This window comes from Flavobacterium sp. ZT3R18 (assembly GCF_007097385.1).
GTDB lineage: Bacteria > Bacteroidota > Bacteroidia > Flavobacteriales > Flavobacteriaceae > Flavobacterium.
In genome coordinates this window covers 135,675-155,102 of the sequence record NZ_VJZS01000002.1, presented here as the reverse complement: position 1 = coordinate 155,102, position 19,428 = coordinate 135,675, and the positions used below count along the sequence as shown (strand labels likewise).

The window sequence follows — 19,428 nt, the reverse complement described above, 5'->3', positions numbered from 1 at the left end:
AACATTACATCACAAAATCCATATCAAAAAAATCACTAATATCTTCTCCTGTGGCATCCTTATAATTCTCTTCGGTTTGTGACAATAAATTCAAATCGATATTTCCTTCCATTTCAATATTATCAAAAACATATTTCATCGTTCTTGTTACAACCCAAGCATACCCAATACCAAGTGTCCCAATGATGATTAGTATATTTACAATTGCCAATTTAAAAACCCCACCTCCAGTTACAGTCGAATTTAAGGCAATTTCTTTATCCTCTTTATTCATACTTAAATTATTGATGTAGTATTCAAAAAGGTCTTTTTGCCACCAGAACCCATAAATCCCCAAAGTAAATACCGTCAATAAATAGCCTTTAAGGTTTAACATAAAATAATCTCCTCCATCTCCTTCACTATTAAATTCAACATCTCCAAATCGAATGTTGCTCAGCAAATAATTCCTCATGTTGATTGACATCCAAGAACCGTATAATCCAAAAGAAATAATGGTAAAGAAAAGCCATTTGAAGAAATTTATACTGAACTCCTTGCGGTCTCCTCTGTATCCAAAACGAATTCCTCTCCAAGATGTTCTGGACATTCTGTATCTATAGGATCCATGTATGGCAAATGGCAATAGCGCCAAAATACCAAGATAAAGTATCACAATTCCCAGAACTGGTGTTTTGAGATAGAGGAATAAAAAAAATAAAGCATACAGAAACGTAATTATAAGTATTGCTTTTACAAAGCCTCTAAACATTTCTTTACCGGTTCCGTGAAATGAGAAAGAATCCCCATTCAAAGAAGTTTCTCCATATAAAAATTGCAGTTTTCTTGCTTTCGCCCATGGATAATAAAATCCTAAAGTAAGAATTGTCAATAACCAGTTAACGATAATCACGCTAAAAAATTCGCTCCCTTTACCATTAAATTCAAGTTGGTAATTTGTTGGTGTTTGTACTGTTTTCTCCATAATTTGATTTAATACTATTTAGTTTGTTAATAGATCATAAATATATCTTTTTAAATTGAAAATTCTACCCTTATATAACAAATTTCTATTTTGCCATTAGTTATATAAATGTTATCAGTTATGGAAAAAAGTATTTTATATAGTATCTTTGCGGTTAATTTAGACGTAATAAACATAAGAAGCAAATATGCTTTTCATAGATAGACACTCCTTTTGGAGATTCATTCTAAGCTATTTACTTCTAAAACAAATAACACCAACACATGATACAAGTTTCTGATACTGCCAAAAAGAAAATCATCGATCTGATGAAAGACGATGGTTTTGATGCTGCTGTAGACTACGTGAGAGTAGGCGTAAAAAGCGGCGGATGCTCTGGTTTGTCGTATGATTTGAAATTTGACAAAAACAAAGGCGAAGACGACAAAATCTTTGTTGACAACGACATCACTATTGCTGTCGAAAAAAAATCATTCCTATATTTAGCTGGAACGATATTGGAATTTTCAGGAGGATTAAACGGAAAAGGTTTCGTTTTTAATAATCCAAATGCCAATAGAACCTGTGGTTGTGGGGAATCATTCTCACTATAGCCCCCTAACCCCCTCCCGATAGCTATCGGGAGGGGGAACAAAAAGCTATAATGAACTTATAAATTATTTAAATAACTATAAATTCCTATTTACCCCTAATAGGAGTTCCCCCTTCGGGGGTTAGGGGGCTAATATGTCAAAATACACCGAAGACGATTTAAAAATCGAATTAGAGACCAAAGAATATGAGTACGGATTCTATACCGAATTAGAATCGGAGACCTTTCCTATTGGTCTAAATGAAGATATTGTTCGCGCTATTTCTCAAAAGAAAGAAGAACCACAATGGATGACCGATTGGCGTATTGAAGCTTTTCGCGCTTGGGAAGAAATGATTGAGCCAAATTGGGCAAATGTAAAATATGAAAAACCAGACTTTCAAGCCATTTCGTATTACTCAGCCCCAAAGAAAGCAGACCCAAACAAAACGCTAGACGACGTAGATCCTGAACTTTTAGAAATGTACAAAAAGTTAGGTATCTCTGTTGATGAACAAAAAATGATGAATAATGTGGCCATGGATATCGTAGTTGACTCGGTTTCGGTAGCGACAACATTCAAAAAAACATTAGCCGAAAAAGGAATTATCTTTATGAGTATTTCCGAAGCCATCCGTGAATATCCAGACTTAGTTCGTAAATATCTTGGTACAGTTGTTCCTCAAAAAGACAACTTTTATGCAGCCTTGAATTCAGCTGTTTTCTCAGACGGATCTTTCTGTTATATTCCAAAAGGCGTTCGTTGCCCAATGGAGCTATCTACTTATTTTAGAATCAATCAGGCAGGAACAGGACAATTCGAAAGAACACTGTTAGTGGCAGACGAAGGTAGTTATGTTTCTTACTTAGAAGGTTGTACTGCACCATCTCGTGACGAAAACCAATTGCATGCCGCAGTAGTAGAATTGATCGCCCTGGATGATGCCGAAATAAAATACTCTACCGTTCAAAACTGGTATCCAGGAAACAAAGAAGGTAAAGGCGGGGTTTTCAATTTTGTGACCAAAAGAGGATTCTGCGAGAAAAATGCCAAAATATCTTGGACACAAGTAGAAACAGGATCTGCCATAACTTGGAAATATCCATCTGTTATTTTAAAAGGAGATAACTCAGTAGGCGAATTTTATTCGATTGCCGTTACCAATAATTACCAACAAGCCGATACCGGAACCAAGATGATTCATTTGGGTAAAAACACCAAATCGACTATTATTTCTAAAGGAATATCTGCTGGAAAATCGCAAAACAGTTATAGAGGTTTAGTTCAAATTGGCGCTAGAGCAGACAATGCCAGAAACTTTTCACAATGTGATTCCTTATTAATGGGAAACCATTGTGGAGCGCATACTTTTCCTTACATCGAAAGCAAAAATCCAACGGCAAAAGTAGAACATGAAGCTACAACGAGTAAAATTGGTGAAGACCAAGTTTTCTATTGTAACCAACGTGGTATCCCAACCGAAAAAGCGATTGCGCTTATCGTAAACGGTTTCAGTAAAGACGTTTTGAATAAATTACCAATGGAGTTTGCTGTGGAAGCACAAAAATTATTGGAAATTTCACTGGAAGGAAGTGTAGGATAATGATGAAAAACAGGAAAGTTATTATAGTCGGATCTTCTAGAAGCAAAGGAAATACATCAAAAATTGTTGATGAAATTTCTATTCAAATAAACGCCGATGTTATTGATTTAAGAGATTATTCCATTTCTTATTATGATTATGAAAGTAAGAATGTAGCAGATGATTTTTTACCTTTAATAAAATCAATTCTAGAGAAATATGACACATTGATTTTTGCAACACCCATATATTGGTATAGTATGAGTGGCATTATGAAAGTGTTTTTTGATAGATTTTCGGATTTAATTCGAATAGAAAAAGAAACAGGAAGAGAACTTCGAGGTAAAAACTTTGCAGTAATTTCAAATTCTCACGATAACGAAATTGATTTTGACTTTTACATTCCTTTCCGAAAATCTGCCGAGTATTTAGGAATGAATTATCTTGGAGACAAGCATTTCAATGCAGATCAATTTGACCAAAAAGACAAAATAGAATTAGATTTTATATAATTTAAAATTTATAGAATATGGAAACTAAAAAGAGAACCAGACAAGACGAAATAATTGAGTATTTGATGAATAGCAAAAGAGAACTTCAGGAGGAAATCAAAAATGATGTTCATACTAAAGAATACAAAGATGCTGTTAAAATACTGAAAGCTAAATTGAAATTAAAAGCAAATGCAATATAATTATTTTTTTTTAGGTGGAAAAAATAACAGTTACGTATTTGCTACACGTTTGGAAATTATTTATGAAATAAAATTTAAGCCCTCTTCTTATATTAATATTTTTGACAGAAAAATTTCTGAATATATTTTTGAATTTGTTATTGAAGTTTCAGAAAACGAAACGGGAAAAAATCCCCCTTTTGATATTAAAGTATCTCGAACAATTGCTGAAATCTTCAAGGATTTTTTGCTAAAACACGATAATAATATTGCTCTTTATATTTGTGATTCATCGGATGGAAAACAAGAATTAAGAAAAAGGAAATTTGACGAATGGTATGAAAAATACCAAGACAATACATTTGCAAAAATGAATGAAAAATTAAAAGATTCAGACGGAAATTTTTACTTAATTTCGATGATTCTTCAATATAAAAATCCAAGGAGAGTACAAATAATAGATGCTTTTTTGAAATTAGCAGACGATAATAACACAGAAAAATAATATAATGTTATCAATAAAAAACCTACACGCCTCAATAGGTGACAAAGAAATATTAAAAGGGATAAACCTTGAAGTAAAAGCAGGAGAAATTCATGCTATAATGGGACCAAATGGTGCTGGTAAAAGTACTTTGGCTTCAATCATTGCCGGAAACGAAAATTACGAAGTAACCGATGGGGAAATCTTTTTAGACGGTGAAGACCTTTCGGATCTTGCTCCCGAAGAGAGAGCCCACAAAGGTATTTTCCTTTCGTTTCAATATCCTGTAGAAATCCCAGGAGTTTCGGTAACCAACTTCATGAGAACTGCTATCAACGAAACACGCAAAGCAAACGGTCAGGAAGAAATGCCAGCCAACGAAATGTTAAAAGTGATTCGTGAAAAATCAGAATTATTAGAAATCGACAGAAAGTTTCTTTCGCGTTCTCTTAACGAAGGGTTCTCTGGTGGAGAGAAAAAAAGAAATGAAATTTTCCAGATGGCAATGCTAGAACCAAAACTAGCCATCCTTGACGAAACCGATTCCGGTCTTGATATCGATGCTTTAAGAATTGTTGCCAATGGGGTAAACAAATTGAAAAGCGATAAAAATGCTATCGTTGTAATCACTCATTACCAAAGATTGTTAGACTATATTGTTCCTGATTTTGTACACGTTCTTTACAATGGAAAAATTGTAAAATCGGGCGGAGCAGAATTAGCGCACGAACTAGAAGAAAAAGGATACGATTGGATTAAAGCAGAAAACTAAGATGGAGCTAAAAGAAAAATTACTATCGTCTTTTATGGCTTTTGAAGAGCGTATCGATGTTCATTCCGAACTTCACAATGTGCGAACAGCGGCTATAAAAAACTTCGAAAATAAAGGATTCCCAACCAAAAAAGAAGAAAGTTGGAAATACACTTCTCTAAACGCCATCCTAAAAAATGACTTTAGCGTTTTTCCAAAAACAGAAAATACCATCCAATATAGCGACGTAAAAAAATACTTTTTACACGAAATAGACACCTACAAAGTAGTTTTTGTAGACGGTGTTTTTAGTTCGCATTTATCATCAACTACCCACGAAGCTATCGATGTTTGCTTAATGTCATCGGCATTAAACAAGCCGAAATATAAAATGATTATTGATAATTACTTCAATCAAATTGCTAGTAAAGACGAAAGTTTGACTTCCTTAAATACGGCTTTCGCCAATGAAGGAGCTTACATCAATATCCCAAAAAGCAAAGTTGCCGATAAGCCTATCGAGATCATGTATTTCTCTACAGGAAGCGAAGCAGCACTTTTGGTTCAGCCTAGAAACTTGGTTATTGTTGGTGAAAACTCACATGTACAAATTATAGAACGTCACCAAAGTTTGAATGAAAATCCAGTTTTAACCAATTCGGTTACCGAGATTTTTGCTCAAAAAAGGGCTATTGTCGATTATTACAAAATTCAAAATGACAATCTAGAAGCGAACTTAATTGACAATACTTATGTTTCCCAAAAACAGGAAAGTCATGTTTCGGTGCATACTTTCTCTTTTGGAGGAAACTTAACCAGAAACAATTTAAATTTCTACCACTTTGGGGAAAGATTGACCAGTACCTTAAACGGAATCACGATTATTGGTGGCAATCAACACGTTGATCATTATACACTGGTAAACCACGCAACACCAAACTGTGAAAGCTTTCAAGATTACAAAGGAATTTTTAACGACCGTTCTACTGGAGTTTTCAACGGAAAAGTATATGTAGAAAGAGAAGCCCAAAAAACAAACGCTTTTCAAAAAAGCAATAATATTCTGTTGAGCGACAAAGCAACCATTAACGCCAAACCGCAATTGGAGATTTTTGCCGATGACGTAAAATGTTCACACGGTTGTACCATCGGACAACTGGACGAAACTGCTATGTTCTACATGCAACAACGTGGAATCCCTAAAAAGGAAGCCAAAGCATTGTTGATGTACGCTTTCTCAAATGCCGTTATCGAAAACATCAAAATACCGGAATTGAAACAACGAATCACAACCATTATCGCTAATAAATTGGGCGTTAAAATTGGATTTGATTTGTAGATAAATTATAATTAGTGCCTAATCCTGCTATCCATTGCAAGCTTTTTGGCACTACTGCATTTTTCTAAAAACAAAAAAAGAGCTTCCGTTGGTCGCTCTTTTTTGTTTAGAAAAATTGCACCATTGCTACAAAAGGCTTTCCATTTCTATCAGGGGCAAAACACACAACGATTAAAAAAATCAGTATCTTTGAGTATTAAATTCAATATGCTATGGCGACCGTTATAACTGACATAAACGATTTATACTTAACTAAATCATACACTTACGCCGATTATCTTACTTGGGATTTTTACGAAAGAACCGAACTACATAATGGAAAAATGGTCATTTTAGACAATACTGGTACTTTACACCAAATCATTTTTGGAAGACTACTGCTTCTTCTACATCATTATACAAAAACCAAAAAATTATTTCTTTACCAAGCTCCTTTTGATGTTCGAATATTCAATCAAAGTAATACCATATCAGATGATAATACATTTACAGTTGTTCAGCCTGATTTTAGTGTTTTTGATTCTGAAACAAAATTAGAGGAAAGAGGTGGAATTGATGCCCCATTATTAGCAATTGAGATTCTATCTCCATTATCCAAGAATTACGACAACGAACTAAAACATAAATTCGAGATCTACGAAAAAGCAGGTGTTAAAGAATATTGGATAGTAGAACCTTTTCAAAAATCAATATTAATTTATACCCTTCAAAATAACAAATACATCGGACTAAAACCCATTGCCGAAGAAGGATTTGTACACAGTCCGCTATTTCCGAAATTGAGTTTTAATGTGGAGGAAATTTTTAGAGACTAATTCTTATTGAAAATTAATCCACCTTATTAGAATTTAAAAAACAATAATTCAACCTTTTAGAAGTTTTTAGCAAAATCATTTTTTTACTAAACTATAAATTAATAGTATAAATCCAAAAAACGATAATCCTAATCCCAAATTAAGACATATCGAATTATATGGACGACTTATAATTGTTGACCAGGCCAAAGCATTAAAAACAAAACCAATTATCATTAATAGAAATGATATTAAAAATTTACTACTTCCCATACTATTATTTATTTACACTCCCCACTATCCCACTCAAAAACCCATTAAAATCAAATTCCGGTTCCTCTTTCAAACCCATTCTCACAATCACTAAATCCACCGACGGAATAATGGCAACCATTTGTCCTTGAAAACCATTACAATAATACATATCTCTTGGGACATCGGGGAAATGACCACCAGCATTGAGCCAAAATTGTGCACCATATCTTCCGTGAGAAGTGTTTGTAGGTGTAGATACATACTTTACCCAATTGGCATCAAATATTTGTTCTCCGTTCCAGTTGCCTTTGTGTAAATATAGCAATCCCAATTTAGACCAATCTCTTGTCGTTGCCCAAGCGTAGGATGAACCCACATAATTTCCCGCCATATCCGTTTCAGTAAGCATTGAATGCATCCCTATTCTATCAATCAAAGCCGAATACCAAAAATCCAAATACTCCTGATGTGTTTTGAATTGCTTCCGCAAAATTCCCGACAGCAAATTTGTTGTTCCCGAAGAATAATTCCAATGTGTATTGGGTTTAAAAAGCGCGGGTTTTAGCAATTGTGACCGAGTCATGTCTTCGGTCTGAAAAAGCATCTTTGTCGCATCACAAATTTGGTCATAATGCTCCTCCCATTCCAACCCAGAATTCATGTGGAGTAAATCATTGGTCGTAATGTTTTTTCGATTGTCGTTTTGCCATTCTGCTATGGCAGCGGGTTTATAAATGTCAAATTGACCTTGCTTTTGAAGTATTCCAAAAAGTGTTCCTGTAATACTCTTGGTCATGGACCAGCCCAAAATAATACTCTTTTTCGTAAAACCTTCCGCATATTTTTCGGCTATGATTTTGTCTTTATAAATAACCAAAACGGATCGGGTTCTTTTATCATTATAACCCTCAGCATCAAATGCCTTGGCTACAGCCCGATCTAATTTTGCGTAATCCACATTGGCAAAAACCGTGTCTTTAAGCTCAATATCGCCATAAGGAAACGGTAATTTATTTTTTATTTTTGTTCTTTTGGGAACTTCATACGGCTTGCTAAGATCAAAATCATCGTTGATTAATGTGGCTCCCAAACCTGCTCTATAAATTGCTTTTCGTTTTATTAGACCAAAAACAGCCGACGTAGCAAATTTTCCAGATTCATTTATTTGATTGGTCGCCCAACCTATCACATCGAAATCATTATCGCTTTTTTCGATAGCCTCTTGCGAGCGATTGGCTATAAAATGTCCAGAAGCAACACTTTTAGCCGAAAATCCAGATATCAATTCTAGTTTGGGATAATTCGTAAAACCAAAATAGCCTAAAAGGAGTAAAAAAAGAAAAACGCCTATTCTTAAATATTTTTTCATATTGAAAGATTAATATGGCAATTTAGTAATTAATTTGATCCCAAAAAAATATAACCCATTTTAAATCAGCCGAGTTAAGGAATCAATATTTTTGCAATTATTAACTATTGTTTTCTGAAAAACTAAATCAATTGTATTACTTTTGTATTTAGAAAAATTCTAAATAAAGTAATGTTAGATATTCAAAAAATAAGATCCGCCTTTCCTATTCTTTCACAAAAAGTAAACGGAAAGCCTTTAGTATATTTCGATAACGGTGCCACTTCACAAAAACCGCAAGTGGTAATTGATGCAATAGCCCAATATTATCAAGAAATTAATGCCAACATTCATAGAGGAGTTCATACGTTAAGCCAATTGGCTACTGATGCCTATGAAATTTCCAGAGGAAAAGTCCAAAATCATATCAATGCTAAATATCCTCATGAAGTGCTATTTACTTCGGGAACTACTTTCGGTATTAACCTCGTAGCCAATGGATTTACTTCCATTCTAAAACCAGGTGATGAAGTACTGGTTTCTTCATTGGAACACCACAGTAATATTGTGCCTTGGCAAATGCTGTGTGAAAAAACAGGAGCCACACTCAAAGTCATTCCGATGAATGAAAAAGGCGAATTGATAATGGAGGAGTATGATCGATTACTGTCTCCAAAAACCAAGATTGTAGCTGTAAATCATATTTCGAATGCACTGGGAACCATCAATCCTATCAAGTACATGATTGACGAAGCACACAAAGTTGGAGCTGCCATTTTAATCGATGGCGCACAAGCTGTACCGCATTTAAAACCTGATGTTCAGGCTTTGGATTGTGATTTCTATGTTTTTTCAGGACATAAAATGTGTGGTCCAACAGGAACAGGTGTTTTATACGGAAAAGAAGCTTGGCTAAATAAGTTCCCTCCGTATCAAGGTGGTGGTGAAATGATCAAAGAAGTGACTTTCGAAAAAACGACTTATGCCGATTTACCCCATAAATTCGAAGCAGGAACACCCAATATTGCGGGCGGAATTGTTCTAGGAACTGCCATTGATTATATGAATGAAATTGGTTTTGAGAATATTCAAAAACAAGAATTAGAATTACTAGACTACGCCACAAAGCGATTATTAGAAATCGACGGCTTGAAAATTTTTGGTACATCCGAGGCAAAGACTTCGGTAATCTCCTTTAATATAGAGGGTATTCATCCGTATGACATTGGAACCATCATAGACAAATTGGGAATCGCCGTAAGAACGGGGCACCATTGTGCTCAACCGATTATGAATTTCTTTGGTATTCCCGGAACCATAAGAGCATCCTTTTCTTTTTACAATACCAAAGAAGAAATTGATCTAATGGTCGATGCCGTAAAAAAAGCGCAAATGATGTTGACTTAAAAAAACTGAACTATGAAAATTATATCCCTTTTGTTTTTAACCCTATTTCTTGGTAAAAACTGTCAAAGTCAAAACAATCTTGATCTGGAGACTGCAAAATTAGAATACACGGCCAATTCAAGAGGATTGTATAATAATATTGTTGTAGAGAACAAAACCGTATCAGTTACAAGTACCAGAGACGGAAAACCTGTTTCAAATTCGCTTACCGACGCCCAATGGAATACTTTAATCAAAGAATTCCAGAAAGTGAATTTGGAGGAAATTCCAAGTTTGAAAGCGCCCACTCAAAAACGTTTTCACGATGGTGCGGCAATGGCTAATTTGACAATAACCTATAAAGGGAAAACCTATGAAAGCCAGACTTTCGATAATGGATTTCCACCCGATAAAATAAAAAATTTAGTAAATACACTACTATCCTTTTCAAAAAAATAGAATGACAATAAAAGAAATACAAAACGAAATTATAGACGAATTCTCCATGTTTGACGACTGGATGCAACGTTATGAATACATTATTGATTTAGGTAAAAACCTTCCTTTAATTAAAGAGGAATTCAAAACCGATAATAATCTGATCAAAGGATGTCAATCCAAAGTATGGTTACAAGGAGAACAAAACGATGATACAATTGTCTTTACAGCCGATAGTGATGCTATTTTGACAAAAGGTATAATCGCAATTTTAATTCGTACTTTTTCTAACCAAAAAGCAGTCGATATCTTAAACGCCGATACGGAATTTATAGACGAAATAGGATTGAAAGAGCATCTTTCGCCAACAAGAGCCAATGGTTTGGTTTCGATGATAAAAAATATAAAAATGTACGCTCTGGCATTTGATGCTAAAAAAAACTAAAAATATGGAACAAGAAATAAACACCGCAGAATTAGGAGAATCTATTGTAAAAAAATTGAAAACCATTTACGATCCAGAGATTCCTGTAGATATTTACGAATTGGGATTGATTTATGATGTAATGGTTAATACCGAATACGAAGTAAAGATTCTAATGACGCTTACTTCTCCAAACTGTCCAGTGGCCGAGAGTTTACCAAGAGAAGTAGAAGAAAAAGTAAAATCTATCGAGCATGTAAAAGATGCTGAAGTAGAAATTACTTTTGATCCACCTTGGAGCAAAGATTTGATGAGCGAAGAAGCAAAATTAGAATTAGGAATGCTATAAAAAAGTATTCAGTCTCAGTTTTCAGTTTTCAGACTGTGAACTGAGACTGCGACTGAAAACAAAAAAATGGAAGAAATAATCAATAAAGTAGCGAATAGTGTACTGGAAGTTTTCGATCTTGAAGACTATTATCCAGCGGGAGTTCGTGTGCAAATCGATATTTCGCAATGGCTTATTGATGGTTTTTTATTAAAGGAAAGTGACTTTAGAGAGCAACTTAACAATCAAGATTGGTCAAAATACCAAGGCCAATATGTTGCTATTGCTTGTGGTACAGATGCGATAATCCCAAAGTGGGCTATCATTTTAGTCACTATGCATCTCGCTCCTTATGCCAAGAAAATCATAAACGGTTCAATAGAAGATTTAGATTCGGCTTTGTATGGGGAATTGCTTCCTGAAATTGATTATTCCGTTTATCAGGACAAACCTATTATTATAAAAGGCTGTTCCAGAAAACCTGTTCCTATGCGTGCCTATGTTTTGGCAGCACAGTATCTACAACCTTATGCCAGAAGTATAATGTACGGAGAAGCCTGCTCTGCTGTGCCTCTGTATAAGTCTACTAAAAAATAAGCTATTCTTGAATTCAAACATAAAAAAAGCCCTTTTGGAAATTTTCTAAAAGGGCTTTTATATTATTCATTATCTACTTCCTCCTCCTTCTCTACGGCATCTTTATAATCTGGATATAAAAATTTATTGTAGGGGAAACGGGTAATGTGTATTTGTCGAACGGATTCGTAAACCCTTTCTCTAAAGTCTTCAAAATTCTCTTTTTGTGTAGCCGAAATAAACAAAGCATTTTTTTCACCTAAACGGTGCATCCAGGTTTGTTTCCATTCCTCCAATGTAAAATGTCTTGGTGTCTTTTCGGTCATTAAATCATCTTCGTCTATAGTCAAATGTTTGTAGGCATCAATTTTATTGAAAACCATGATAACAGGCTTATCATTTGCCTTAATATCTAACAACGTTTGGTTTACTGACTCGATGTGGTCTTCAAATTCAGGATGTGAAATATCTACAACATGCAATAACAAATCGGCTTCACGAACTTCATCCAAGGTACTCTTGAAGGAATCTACCAATTGAGTGGGTAATTTTCTAATAAACCCTACAGTATCCGAAAGCAAGAAAGGTAAGTTCTTAATAACTACTTTCCGAACCGTGGTATCTAATGTCGCAAAAAGTTTGTTTTCTACAAATACATCACTTTTCCCAACGGCATTCATCAAAGTCGATTTACCAACATTGGTATATCCTACCAAAGCGACACGTACCATAGCGCCACGATTACTGCGTTGCACGCCCATTTGCTTATCAATGGTTTTTATCTTCTCTTTCAATAACGCAATTCGATCCCGAACAATACGCCTATCGGTTTCAATCTCGGTTTCTCCAGGTCCACGCATCCCGATACCCCCTTTTTGACGTTCCAAGTGGGTCCACATTCCAGAAAGTCTAGGCAATAAATACTGGCATTGTGCTAGTTCTACTTGGGTTCTTGCATAAGAGGTTTCGGCTCTTTGCGCAAAAATATCAAGGATAAGGTGCGTACGATCTAATATTTTACAATCAATTATTTTAGAAATATTCTTTTGTTGCGAAGGCGATAATTCATCATCAAAGACCAAAGTTGAGATGTCATTCTCTTTTACAAAAAGATTAATCTCTTCTATTTTCCCGGTTCCCACAAAGGTTTTAGGATTCGGGCGTTCCATCTTTTGCGAAAAGCGTTTGACTACTTCCCCACCTGCGGTAAAAGTCAAAAACTCTAATTCGTCAAGATATTCTTTAAGTTTTTCTTCGCTTTGATTTTGGGTAACAATACCAACTATAGCCGTTTTTTCGAAATTTATTGTTTCTTTTTCTAACATGTCTTTAAATAAGAATACAAATTTAATGATTTGACAGCTACAATTCCTTTAATCGCTTTATAAATTAACATCCTGATAAGTTATGATTCGGAATTAAAAAAAAAATACCCCTCTTTTCAGAAGGGTATCATTATAAAAACAATTGTTGAATCTTATTTTTTTGACAGTTTTGAAAGTAATCTTAAGAATTCAATATACAACCATACCAGCGTAATCATCAATCCCATTGCCCCGTACCATTCCATGTATTTAGGCATTTTTTGCTCTACTCCTTTTTCGATTCTATCAAAATCCAAGAACAAGTTTAAGGCCGCAATTACAATGACAAACACGCTAATCCCAATACTCATCATAGAATTTCCATAGTGTACTGGCGTAAAACTGGTAAACATAGAGAACAACCAAGAAATGATATAATAGGTGGCAATGGCTAGAGTTGCAGCCATAACAACAGATTTGAATTGCTCGGTTACTTTTACAATTTTATATTTATACAATCCTAGACAAACAGCAAAAGTGACAAAAGTAGCACCAACCGCTTGGGTTACAATTCCAGGATACATCGTCTCGAATATAGCCGAGATTCCACCTATGAACAATCCTTCAAAAAGGGCATATCCAGGGGCTAAATATGGAGAATATTGTGGTTTGAATGCAGCGATTACCACTAAAATTAATCCAACTATTGCTCCACCAAATGCAGGAACTATTGGATTCATTCCATTAAAAGTGGCCCACCAGATTACAGTTGCTGAAGCAGTAAGCAATAAAAAAAGGATTAAACTCCTATTGATTGTTCCTGCTAAAGTCATGTCTCGATTATCATCAATAATCGTTGCTTTATGCACTTCGTCATTTCTGGAAACTGCGGTTGAAAATGTTTTGTTATTTAAAAACGGATTATTCGAATTCATAATTTTCAGATTTTAATTTTATCAAAAGTAATTTTTATTTTTTAGAAGACTGTTTAAATTTTATTAATTTTTTTCTGCTATTTACCTACTAACCACGTTTTAGGATTGGTATAGTTTGTGTTTTGGGTAATAGCGAATTTTAAAATTGTCTTTCCATCTCCATTGGTTTTTATTTTCCCCAAGCTTTGTCTTATACTTACTTTATCCCCTTTGCTTACATTCACTGAGCTCAGATTTTGATAGATGGTAAAAAAGTCTCCATGTTGTAACATTACCAATTTATTTACGGGAGAAATAATGATAACACTCGTTACGACTCCTGCAAAAACAGCTCTGGCGTTGGCTCCAGAATCAGTGCCAAATTCCAGACCGCTGTTATGGATTACCAATGTTTTATATAATGGATGTGCTTGGTCTCCATATCCCAGTGTTATATGCCCTTTTTCAACAGGCCAAGGTAGTTTTCCTTTATTCGCTTTAAAGTTATCCGAATCTACTTTCCCATCCGATGTTAATTCTATTTTAGTAGATGAAACCGCTACTGGGGCAACACTCGGTTCAGCTTTAGCAATCGCTTTTGCCACTTCTTTTGGAATTGGAATGGGTTTCGGAATTGGTTTCGAATTGGCTTTTGCTTTAGCGGCGGCAATTGCATTAGCCGCAGCAATCGCCTTCGCCTTTTCAATGGCTTTAGCTTTGGCAATGGCATTGGCTATAGCATTTGCTTTTGCAATAGCATCTGCTTTGGCTTTATCTTTTGCCGCTTTTTCTCTGGCCGCTTTTCTATTAGCTTCGGCTATGGCTTCGCGAATTAATCGGTCTATTTTTTTGTCAATCCCTCTAGATTCCTTTTGTTTTTTCTTAATTTCTGCAATAATTTTATTTTTGTCTTTCTTTAAAGAATCTACTAGTTTTTGCTGCTCTATTTTTTCTTTTTCTAAAGACAATCGCTCTTTATTATTTTCGGTAATAAGCTGTTCCTTGGCATTTTTTTTAATATCTAATTTGGCATTAAACGTATAAAGCACATTGGTTTTAGATTGTATTTCTTGCCCTTGTGTTTTTCTATAATTGGTATATTGTTTCATATACTGCATCCTTTTATAGGCCTGCAAAAAGCTTTCAGAGGATAAGATAAACATGGCTCGGCTTTCTTCGGAACGACTTTTATATGATTTAACGATCATCTTAGCATAATCCTCTTTCAGTAATTTGAGTTCATTCTCAAGCTTGTTTATCTGAGCTTGATTTACAGAAATAGAATTTCCTAAAAGCTTTGTTTGCTTTTCGGTAGTAGAAATTAATTCTTCTTTTAGCTTGATTTTATTGCTTTGTAAAACAATGGCTTTGGTTGCTGTTTTTTCCTGTTTCTTAACCGTTTGTAGTTTGGTTTCGTTTTCTCGGATTTCTTTTTGAATTTTGGCTTTTTGCGCTTCTAATTTTGCTTGTTGTGATTCTTGACTCCAAAGAACAGAAGTTGCAAATAGAAAGATAAGGCTTATAAAAAATTTTGGCATCTTAAATATATATGGTGCAAATTTAATGAATGATTTTATTAAAAAACGACAAAATTAAGTATTCAAATTAAAGTTGCTAAGACACTAAGTATCATTAAATATAAAATGATTGCTGATTTTTGATTAACGATTTTTGATTTCAGATGTGATGGATACCGTAAAATCAACAATCGTTAATCTTCAATCTAAAATCTAAAATCGCTGAAACTTAGTGTCTCCTGAAAGTTCCCAAACTACATATTATACAGCCAACTTGCTGGATTATTATAGCTAGTATTTTGAGAAATGGTAAACTTTAAAACGGTTTTCCCTTCTCCGTTAGTTCTAATTTTTCCAAGACTTTGTTTGATGTTTACTTTATCTCCTTTGCTTACAAAAACCGAACTTAAATTTTGATATACCGTAAAGTAATCTCCATGTTGTATCACTACCGCTTTATTTACAGGAGACAAAACAATAACACTCGTTACTTCGCCTCCAAAAACCGCTCTTGCAGTTGATCCTTGATCTGTGGTAATTTCTACTCCACTATTGTGAGTGATCACAGTTGGGTAAACAGGATGTGGTTGATCACCATATCCTAAAGACACAAAACCTTTTTCTACTGGCCAAGGTAATTTTCCTCTATTGGCTTTAAAATTATCTGCCAATATTTTTGATTCGGCGGTCAATACAATTCTTGATGAAGTATAGTTCGCAACCGGAGCATTCGGATTGGCAATAGCCGCTTTTCTATTGGCCTCTGCAATGGCTTCTCGGATCAATCGATCTATTTGTCTATCTATAGCTCGGGACTCTTGCTGCTTTTTCTTGATACTGACTATAATTTTTTTCTTGTCTTTTTTAATCGCATTTACCAATTTCAATTGCTCCCTTTTTTCTTTTTCAAGAGATAATTTTTCTTTGGTGTTTTCGGCTAACAACTTCTTTTTGGCTACTTTTTGAACGTTCAACCTCTCATTGTACCCTAAAAGTTCATTCGTTTTTGATTTAATTTCTTCCCCTTGCAGCTTTCTATAACTCGTATATTGTTTCATATACTGAGCTCTTTTATACGCTTGCAAAAAATTCTCGGATGATAATAAAAACATAGCCCGACTTTGTTCGGATCTGCTTTTGTATGATTTCACAATCATCTTAGCATAATCATCTTTAAGTACAACCAACTCCTTATTTAGCTTATTGATTTTCATCTGATTGATATACATGTCATTCCCAAGAATCTTGGTTTGCTTTTCTGTAGTATGAATCAGTTTTTCTTTTAATTTTATTTTGTTATTTTGAAGAACAATTACATTAACGGCAGATTTCTCTTTTTTCTTAACCGTTTGCAATAACTTTTCATTAGCCAAAATTTCTTGTTGAATTTCGGCTTTACGTTTTTCTAATTTTTCTTGTTGCGAATCTTGTCCCCACATCAATGAGGTCATGCTTAAAAAAAGTAGGCTTAAAATAAATCTCGGCATCTTACTATTGAATTTGTTCAAATTTACTTAATTAAAATTCTTTTATAACCATTTGGGACACTATATGGAAAAGAAAGTTCTTCATTTATGGTTATGGTATTATATCCTAAATTTATTTCTGTATTCCCTTTATCTTGACTGGCATTGATTGCAATATTTGAAGGAAACATAGATTCATTATACAGCTTAGAATCAGAATAAGAAACCTGAATCGTTCTATTTTTAGCAGTTTGAGTAATCTCTTGCTTATTCAGTAGAAACTTTTGAGTGTCAAAAAAGAAATATTTTTTGGTGTCTTTATTAGAAATATCTTCCAAACGGTACGACTGATCTACTAACGAATCTTGATATTCCCCTTTAGTTAAATCATCCATTGCTTGACCAATCAACATGTTTTGAATCTTTTTATAATCCAAATCAGTTCCCAGCCATTCGCTTAATGTACTAAAATCACCTTCAAAATAACTTCCGTTTAATTTCTCATAATAGCTTACTGCCGTTGGAGTAATTAAGGCTTTGGCCATTGTTATTCCCAAAAATCGAATGCTGACCAAAATTTGCTCGTTGTTCTTGATTTTTATTTCGGCTGTTACATTTTGAGTTTGTTTATCATCACTATATCTCACATTTGATTTAATATATAATGTTGAAAATTCGCTTTTATTATTGTAATAATTTTTTACAATCCGCTCTGCATTCATGCTGTTCGAATCTGTGCTTTTATTCTCTTTTATAACTTTTGCCTTTGCTTTACAAGACACTAATGTTAGCGAACTGCTCAAGCAAATCATTAGAACAAAAAGTACTCTTACTAGAAATCGATTCATTATTTTTTTTCTTTTATTAATTGATTGGCTTTGCTAAAATAAAACTCTTTTTTGGTTGCATCTCCTAAACCATTGAAAGCTTCGCCAAGTTGAATATTAAAATTAATTTCTAAATTTACGTTTTCCACTACATAATCAAAGCCCATTTCAAGAATCTCTTTGGCTTTTTTAAATTGATGCAATTGATTATTTGCCATTCCTGCATAATAATAAAATTGAGGTTCGGCAGGATAGGTATCAATCATTACCATGGCTTTTTTGACTACGGATTCAAATTGTTTGAGTTCAGTATTGGCTTGAAGCCAAAGCATATTGGTCTCTAAATCAACTTCCGAATTATTTTTCTCTGATAGTTCATAATATTTAATCGCGTTTGCCCATTGTTCTTTATTATGGTAAAACTTCCCTATTTCTTTGGCTACGTTTATTTCTTTGTCGTTCTTAAAATACCCAATTGCATTATCCAAATCGGGAATAAATTGTGGATTGGTATTGGCAAAGAGTAAAAACTCATTAAAGATACGATGTTTGATTTTTGAATCAATTTTCGGGCTAGCCAAAACTATATTCATTGCCTTTGCCGCATTTTGTCCATCCTTTTTTTCCAAATAACTTTTGAACAAACTCACTTGCGCCCAAACTGATTCGGGGATTTCTTTTTCTAATTTTTGCGAGATCTCTAATGCTTTTGATTCTTCATTGTTTTTAGAATACAAAAAAATCAAAGCAATGTAATTCGATTCTTCTTTAGGACTTTTGTTTATTTGATCTATTAAGTTTGTTATTTCTGCATTTTGATATTTCCCTTCAGACAAAATTTCCATTTTGTACATTTCTCTTCTGTCTGTTTTTCCTGTTTTTTCATTCAGTTCGTTTATACCTTCAAGAGCTTTATCATATTGCTTCGTTGCCATGTACAATGAAACCAAATCTTCTTTGTATTCTGGATCGAAAGGAATGATTTTATTGACTATGATTATGGCTTGATTAAAATCCTTGGTGGCATAACATACATCGTACATCCCTACCCAAAACCATTTGTTATTGGGATCCATTTGAGATGCATGCTCATAAGAATCATAAGCATTTTTATAGTCTTTTTGTGCGAAGTAATTTTTTCCAAATTCAAAATAAACCGTTGCTTCATTGGGTTTTAATTTCAAACATTGTTCTAATGAGGCTAAAGATTTATCATAGTTTTCAATGCTTTTTTGAAATAAAGATTCATAAAAAAAATCTTGAAATTTATCTCCTTCCACTTTAATTTCCTCTGGCTCCGTTTGTGCCAATACAGCAACTGAATTGCTCAGCAAAACGGAAAAAGTGAATATGAAAGTCCATTTTTTTATCATTGAAAAAGAAGTCTTTGGAAAACAAAATCAACAGTATTGTTAACCATTGCAAAATAAATTAAAAAAACAACAAAGCAGCATAATAAAAACTTAAAAATGCTGCTTGATGATTT

At 34.0% G+C, this 19,428-nt stretch carries 21 protein-coding genes; 13 read left to right on the top strand and 8 right to left on the bottom strand.

The features are described 5' to 3' along the window. Window positions 1-4: 4 nt before the first annotated feature. On the bottom strand, window positions 5-964 hold the full coding sequence (locus FNW52_RS03245) for a YjgN family protein (protein WP_143375989.1): 960 nt from the start codon (window positions 962-964) through the stop codon (window positions 5-7). 263 nt (window positions 965-1,227) lie between these two features. Here FNW52_RS03245 and FNW52_RS03240 point away from each other — a divergent pair, with 263 nt between their 5' ends. The 8 genes from FNW52_RS03240 (at window position 1,228) to FNW52_RS03210 (ending at window position 7,180) form a co-directional block, all read left to right on the top strand. Next, window positions 1,228-1,557, top strand: coding sequence for an iron-sulfur cluster assembly accessory protein (locus FNW52_RS03240; protein WP_116759809.1), 330 nt, complete (start codon window positions 1,228-1,230; stop codon window positions 1,555-1,557). A 133-nt stretch (window positions 1,558-1,690) separates the two neighbouring features. Beyond that, entirely contained in the window at window positions 1,691-3,139 is a 1,449-nt protein-coding gene (sufB, locus tag FNW52_RS03235) for a Fe-S cluster assembly protein SufB (protein ID WP_143375988.1), read from the top strand. Then, window positions 3,139-3,630 carry a flavodoxin family protein gene (locus FNW52_RS03230; protein ID WP_370511561.1) on the top strand — a complete coding sequence of 164 codons (492 nt, stop codon included), beginning with the start codon at window positions 3,139-3,141 and terminating at the stop codon, window positions 3,628-3,630. The genes sufB and FNW52_RS03230 overlap by 1 nt, the downstream gene beginning before the upstream one ends. Before the next feature lie 17 nt (window positions 3,631-3,647). Continuing rightward, window positions 3,648-3,812 (top strand): hypothetical protein, encoded by a 165-nt coding sequence (locus FNW52_RS20655; RefSeq protein WP_185965907.1) that lies wholly within the window; start codon window positions 3,648-3,650, stop codon window positions 3,810-3,812. Next, window positions 3,802-4,296: a DUF6169 family protein gene (locus tag FNW52_RS03225; protein ID WP_143375987.1), complete on the top strand. Its 495-nt coding sequence runs from the start codon at window positions 3,802-3,804 to the stop codon at window positions 4,294-4,296. Before FNW52_RS20655 ends, FNW52_RS03225 begins: the two co-directional genes overlap by 11 nt. A 4-nt stretch (window positions 4,297-4,300) precedes the next feature. After that, window positions 4,301-5,047, top strand: coding sequence for a Fe-S cluster assembly ATPase SufC (sufC, locus tag FNW52_RS03220; RefSeq protein WP_143375986.1), 747 nt, complete (start codon window positions 4,301-4,303; stop codon window positions 5,045-5,047). Between the two features lies 1 nt (window position 5,048). Continuing rightward, window positions 5,049-6,365, top strand: coding sequence for a Fe-S cluster assembly protein SufD (gene sufD, locus FNW52_RS03215; RefSeq protein ID WP_143375985.1), 1,317 nt, complete (start codon window positions 5,049-5,051; stop codon window positions 6,363-6,365). A gap of 212 nt (window positions 6,366-6,577) precedes the next feature. Beyond that, window positions 6,578-7,180 carry a Uma2 family endonuclease gene (locus tag FNW52_RS03210; protein ID WP_143375984.1) on the top strand — a complete coding sequence of 201 codons (603 nt, stop codon included), beginning with the start codon at window positions 6,578-6,580 and terminating at the stop codon, window positions 7,178-7,180. 256 nt (window positions 7,181-7,436) lie between these two features. On the opposite strand, the gene FNW52_RS03205 is transcribed toward FNW52_RS03210, so the two are convergent. After that, entirely contained in the window at window positions 7,437-8,783 is a 1,347-nt protein-coding gene (locus FNW52_RS03205; protein WP_143375983.1) for a serine hydrolase, read from the bottom strand. Window positions 8,784-8,954: 171 nt separating this feature from the next. Here FNW52_RS03205 and FNW52_RS03200 point away from each other — a divergent pair, with 171 nt between their 5' ends. The 5 genes from FNW52_RS03200 to FNW52_RS03180 all read left to right on the top strand — a co-directional run bounded on the left by FNW52_RS03200 (window position 8,955) and on the right by FNW52_RS03180 (window position 11,935). Next, on the top strand, window positions 8,955-10,169 hold the full coding sequence (locus FNW52_RS03200) for an aminotransferase class V-fold PLP-dependent enzyme (RefSeq protein ID WP_143375982.1): 1,215 nt from the start codon (window positions 8,955-8,957) through the stop codon (window positions 10,167-10,169). A 12-nt stretch (window positions 10,170-10,181) separates the two neighbouring features. Next, window positions 10,182-10,607: a hypothetical protein gene (locus FNW52_RS03195; RefSeq protein WP_143375981.1), complete on the top strand. Its 426-nt coding sequence runs from the start codon at window positions 10,182-10,184 to the stop codon at window positions 10,605-10,607. 1 nt (window position 10,608) lies between these two features. Beyond that, entirely contained in the window at window positions 10,609-11,031 is a 423-nt protein-coding gene (locus FNW52_RS03190) for a SufE family protein (RefSeq protein ID WP_143375980.1), read from the top strand. 4 nt (window positions 11,032-11,035) lie between these two features. Further along, window positions 11,036-11,359 carry an SUF system Fe-S cluster assembly protein gene (locus FNW52_RS03185; protein WP_143375979.1) on the top strand — a complete coding sequence of 108 codons (324 nt, stop codon included), beginning with the start codon at window positions 11,036-11,038 and terminating at the stop codon, window positions 11,357-11,359. Between the two features lie 66 nt (window positions 11,360-11,425). Beyond that, the gene (locus FNW52_RS03180) at window positions 11,426-11,935 is read left to right on the top strand and encodes a DUF2480 family protein (RefSeq protein ID WP_143375978.1); all 510 of its coding nucleotides are present in this window, start codon (window positions 11,426-11,428) and stop codon (window positions 11,933-11,935) included. 62 nt (window positions 11,936-11,997) lie between these two features. Here FNW52_RS03180 and hflX read toward each other — a convergent pair whose 3' ends face one another. The 6 genes from hflX to FNW52_RS03150 form a co-directional block, all read right to left on the bottom strand. Continuing rightward, window positions 11,998-13,239 (bottom strand): GTPase HflX, encoded by a 1,242-nt coding sequence (gene hflX, locus FNW52_RS03175; RefSeq protein WP_143375977.1) that lies wholly within the window; start codon window positions 13,237-13,239, stop codon window positions 11,998-12,000. Between the two features lie 152 nt (window positions 13,240-13,391). After that, the gene (locus FNW52_RS03170) at window positions 13,392-14,153 is read right to left on the bottom strand and encodes a Bax inhibitor-1/YccA family protein (RefSeq protein ID WP_143375976.1); all 762 of its coding nucleotides are present in this window, start codon (window positions 14,151-14,153) and stop codon (window positions 13,392-13,394) included. 77 nt (window positions 14,154-14,230) lie between these two features. Beyond that, on the bottom strand, window positions 14,231-15,670 hold the full coding sequence (locus FNW52_RS03165; protein WP_143375975.1) for a murein hydrolase activator EnvC: 1,440 nt from the start codon (window positions 15,668-15,670) through the stop codon (window positions 14,231-14,233). Between the two features lie 233 nt (window positions 15,671-15,903). Next, window positions 15,904-17,136 (bottom strand): murein hydrolase activator EnvC, encoded by a 1,233-nt coding sequence (locus FNW52_RS03160; RefSeq protein WP_143375974.1) that lies wholly within the window; start codon window positions 17,134-17,136, stop codon window positions 15,904-15,906. 23 nt (window positions 17,137-17,159) lie between these two features. Continuing rightward, the gene (locus FNW52_RS03155; protein WP_143375973.1) at window positions 17,160-17,963 is read right to left on the bottom strand and encodes a DUF4292 domain-containing protein; all 804 of its coding nucleotides are present in this window, start codon (window positions 17,961-17,963) and stop codon (window positions 17,160-17,162) included. Continuing rightward, window positions 17,963-19,315, bottom strand: coding sequence for a tetratricopeptide repeat protein (locus tag FNW52_RS03150; protein WP_143375972.1), 1,353 nt, complete (start codon window positions 19,313-19,315; stop codon window positions 17,963-17,965). The genes FNW52_RS03155 and FNW52_RS03150 overlap by 1 nt, the downstream gene beginning before the upstream one ends. Window positions 19,316-19,428: the final 113 nt, after the last annotated feature.

Bases quoted from the DNA above. Each gene is read 5' to 3' on its own strand.
- FNW52_RS03195 (WP_143375981.1), top strand. From the start codon at position 10,182: ATGAAAATTATATCCCTTTTGTTTTTAACCCTATTTCTTGGTAAAAAC.
- sufC (WP_143375986.1), top strand. From the start codon at position 4,301: ATGTTATCAATAAAAAACCTACACGCCTCAATAGGTGACAAAGAAATA.
- FNW52_RS03170 (WP_143375976.1), bottom strand. From the start codon at position 14,153: ATGAATTCGAATAATCCGTTTTTAAATAACAAAACATTTTCAACCGCA.
- hflX (WP_143375977.1), bottom strand. From the start codon at position 13,239: ATGTTAGAAAAAGAAACAATAAATTTCGAAAAAACGGCTATAGTTGGT.
- FNW52_RS03150 (WP_143375972.1), bottom strand. From the start codon at position 19,315: ATGATAAAAAAATGGACTTTCATATTCACTTTTTCCGTTTTGCTGAGC.
- FNW52_RS03210 (WP_143375984.1), top strand. From the start codon at position 6,578: ATGGCGACCGTTATAACTGACATAAACGATTTATACTTAACTAAATCA.
- FNW52_RS03155 (WP_143375973.1), bottom strand. From the start codon at position 17,963: ATGAATCGATTTCTAGTAAGAGTACTTTTTGTTCTAATGATTTGCTTG.
- FNW52_RS03240 (WP_116759809.1), top strand. From the start codon at position 1,228: ATGATACAAGTTTCTGATACTGCCAAAAAGAAAATCATCGATCTGATG.
- FNW52_RS03200 (WP_143375982.1), top strand. From the start codon at position 8,955: ATGTTAGATATTCAAAAAATAAGATCCGCCTTTCCTATTCTTTCACAA.
- FNW52_RS03190 (WP_143375980.1), top strand. From the start codon at position 10,609: ATGACAATAAAAGAAATACAAAACGAAATTATAGACGAATTCTCCATG.
- sufB (WP_143375988.1), top strand. From the start codon at position 1,691: ATGTCAAAATACACCGAAGACGATTTAAAAATCGAATTAGAGACCAAA.
- FNW52_RS03245 (WP_143375989.1), bottom strand. From the start codon at position 964: ATGGAGAAAACAGTACAAACACCAACAAATTACCAACTTGAATTTAAT.
- FNW52_RS03160 (WP_143375974.1), bottom strand. From the start codon at position 17,136: ATGCCGAGATTTATTTTAAGCCTACTTTTTTTAAGCATGACCTCATTG.
- FNW52_RS20655 (WP_185965907.1), top strand. From the start codon at position 3,648: ATGGAAACTAAAAAGAGAACCAGACAAGACGAAATAATTGAGTATTTG.
- FNW52_RS03165 (WP_143375975.1), bottom strand. From the start codon at position 15,670: ATGCCAAAATTTTTTATAAGCCTTATCTTTCTATTTGCAACTTCTGTT.
- FNW52_RS03180 (WP_143375978.1), top strand. From the start codon at position 11,426: ATGGAAGAAATAATCAATAAAGTAGCGAATAGTGTACTGGAAGTTTTC.
- FNW52_RS03185 (WP_143375979.1), top strand. From the start codon at position 11,036: ATGGAACAAGAAATAAACACCGCAGAATTAGGAGAATCTATTGTAAAA.
- FNW52_RS03205 (WP_143375983.1), bottom strand. From the start codon at position 8,783: ATGAAAAAATATTTAAGAATAGGCGTTTTTCTTTTTTTACTCCTTTTA.
- FNW52_RS03230 (WP_370511561.1), top strand. From the start codon at position 3,139: ATGATGAAAAACAGGAAAGTTATTATAGTCGGATCTTCTAGAAGCAAA.
- sufD (WP_143375985.1), top strand. From the start codon at position 5,049: ATGGAGCTAAAAGAAAAATTACTATCGTCTTTTATGGCTTTTGAAGAG.
- FNW52_RS03225 (WP_143375987.1), top strand. From the start codon at position 3,802: ATGCAATATAATTATTTTTTTTTAGGTGGAAAAAATAACAGTTACGTA.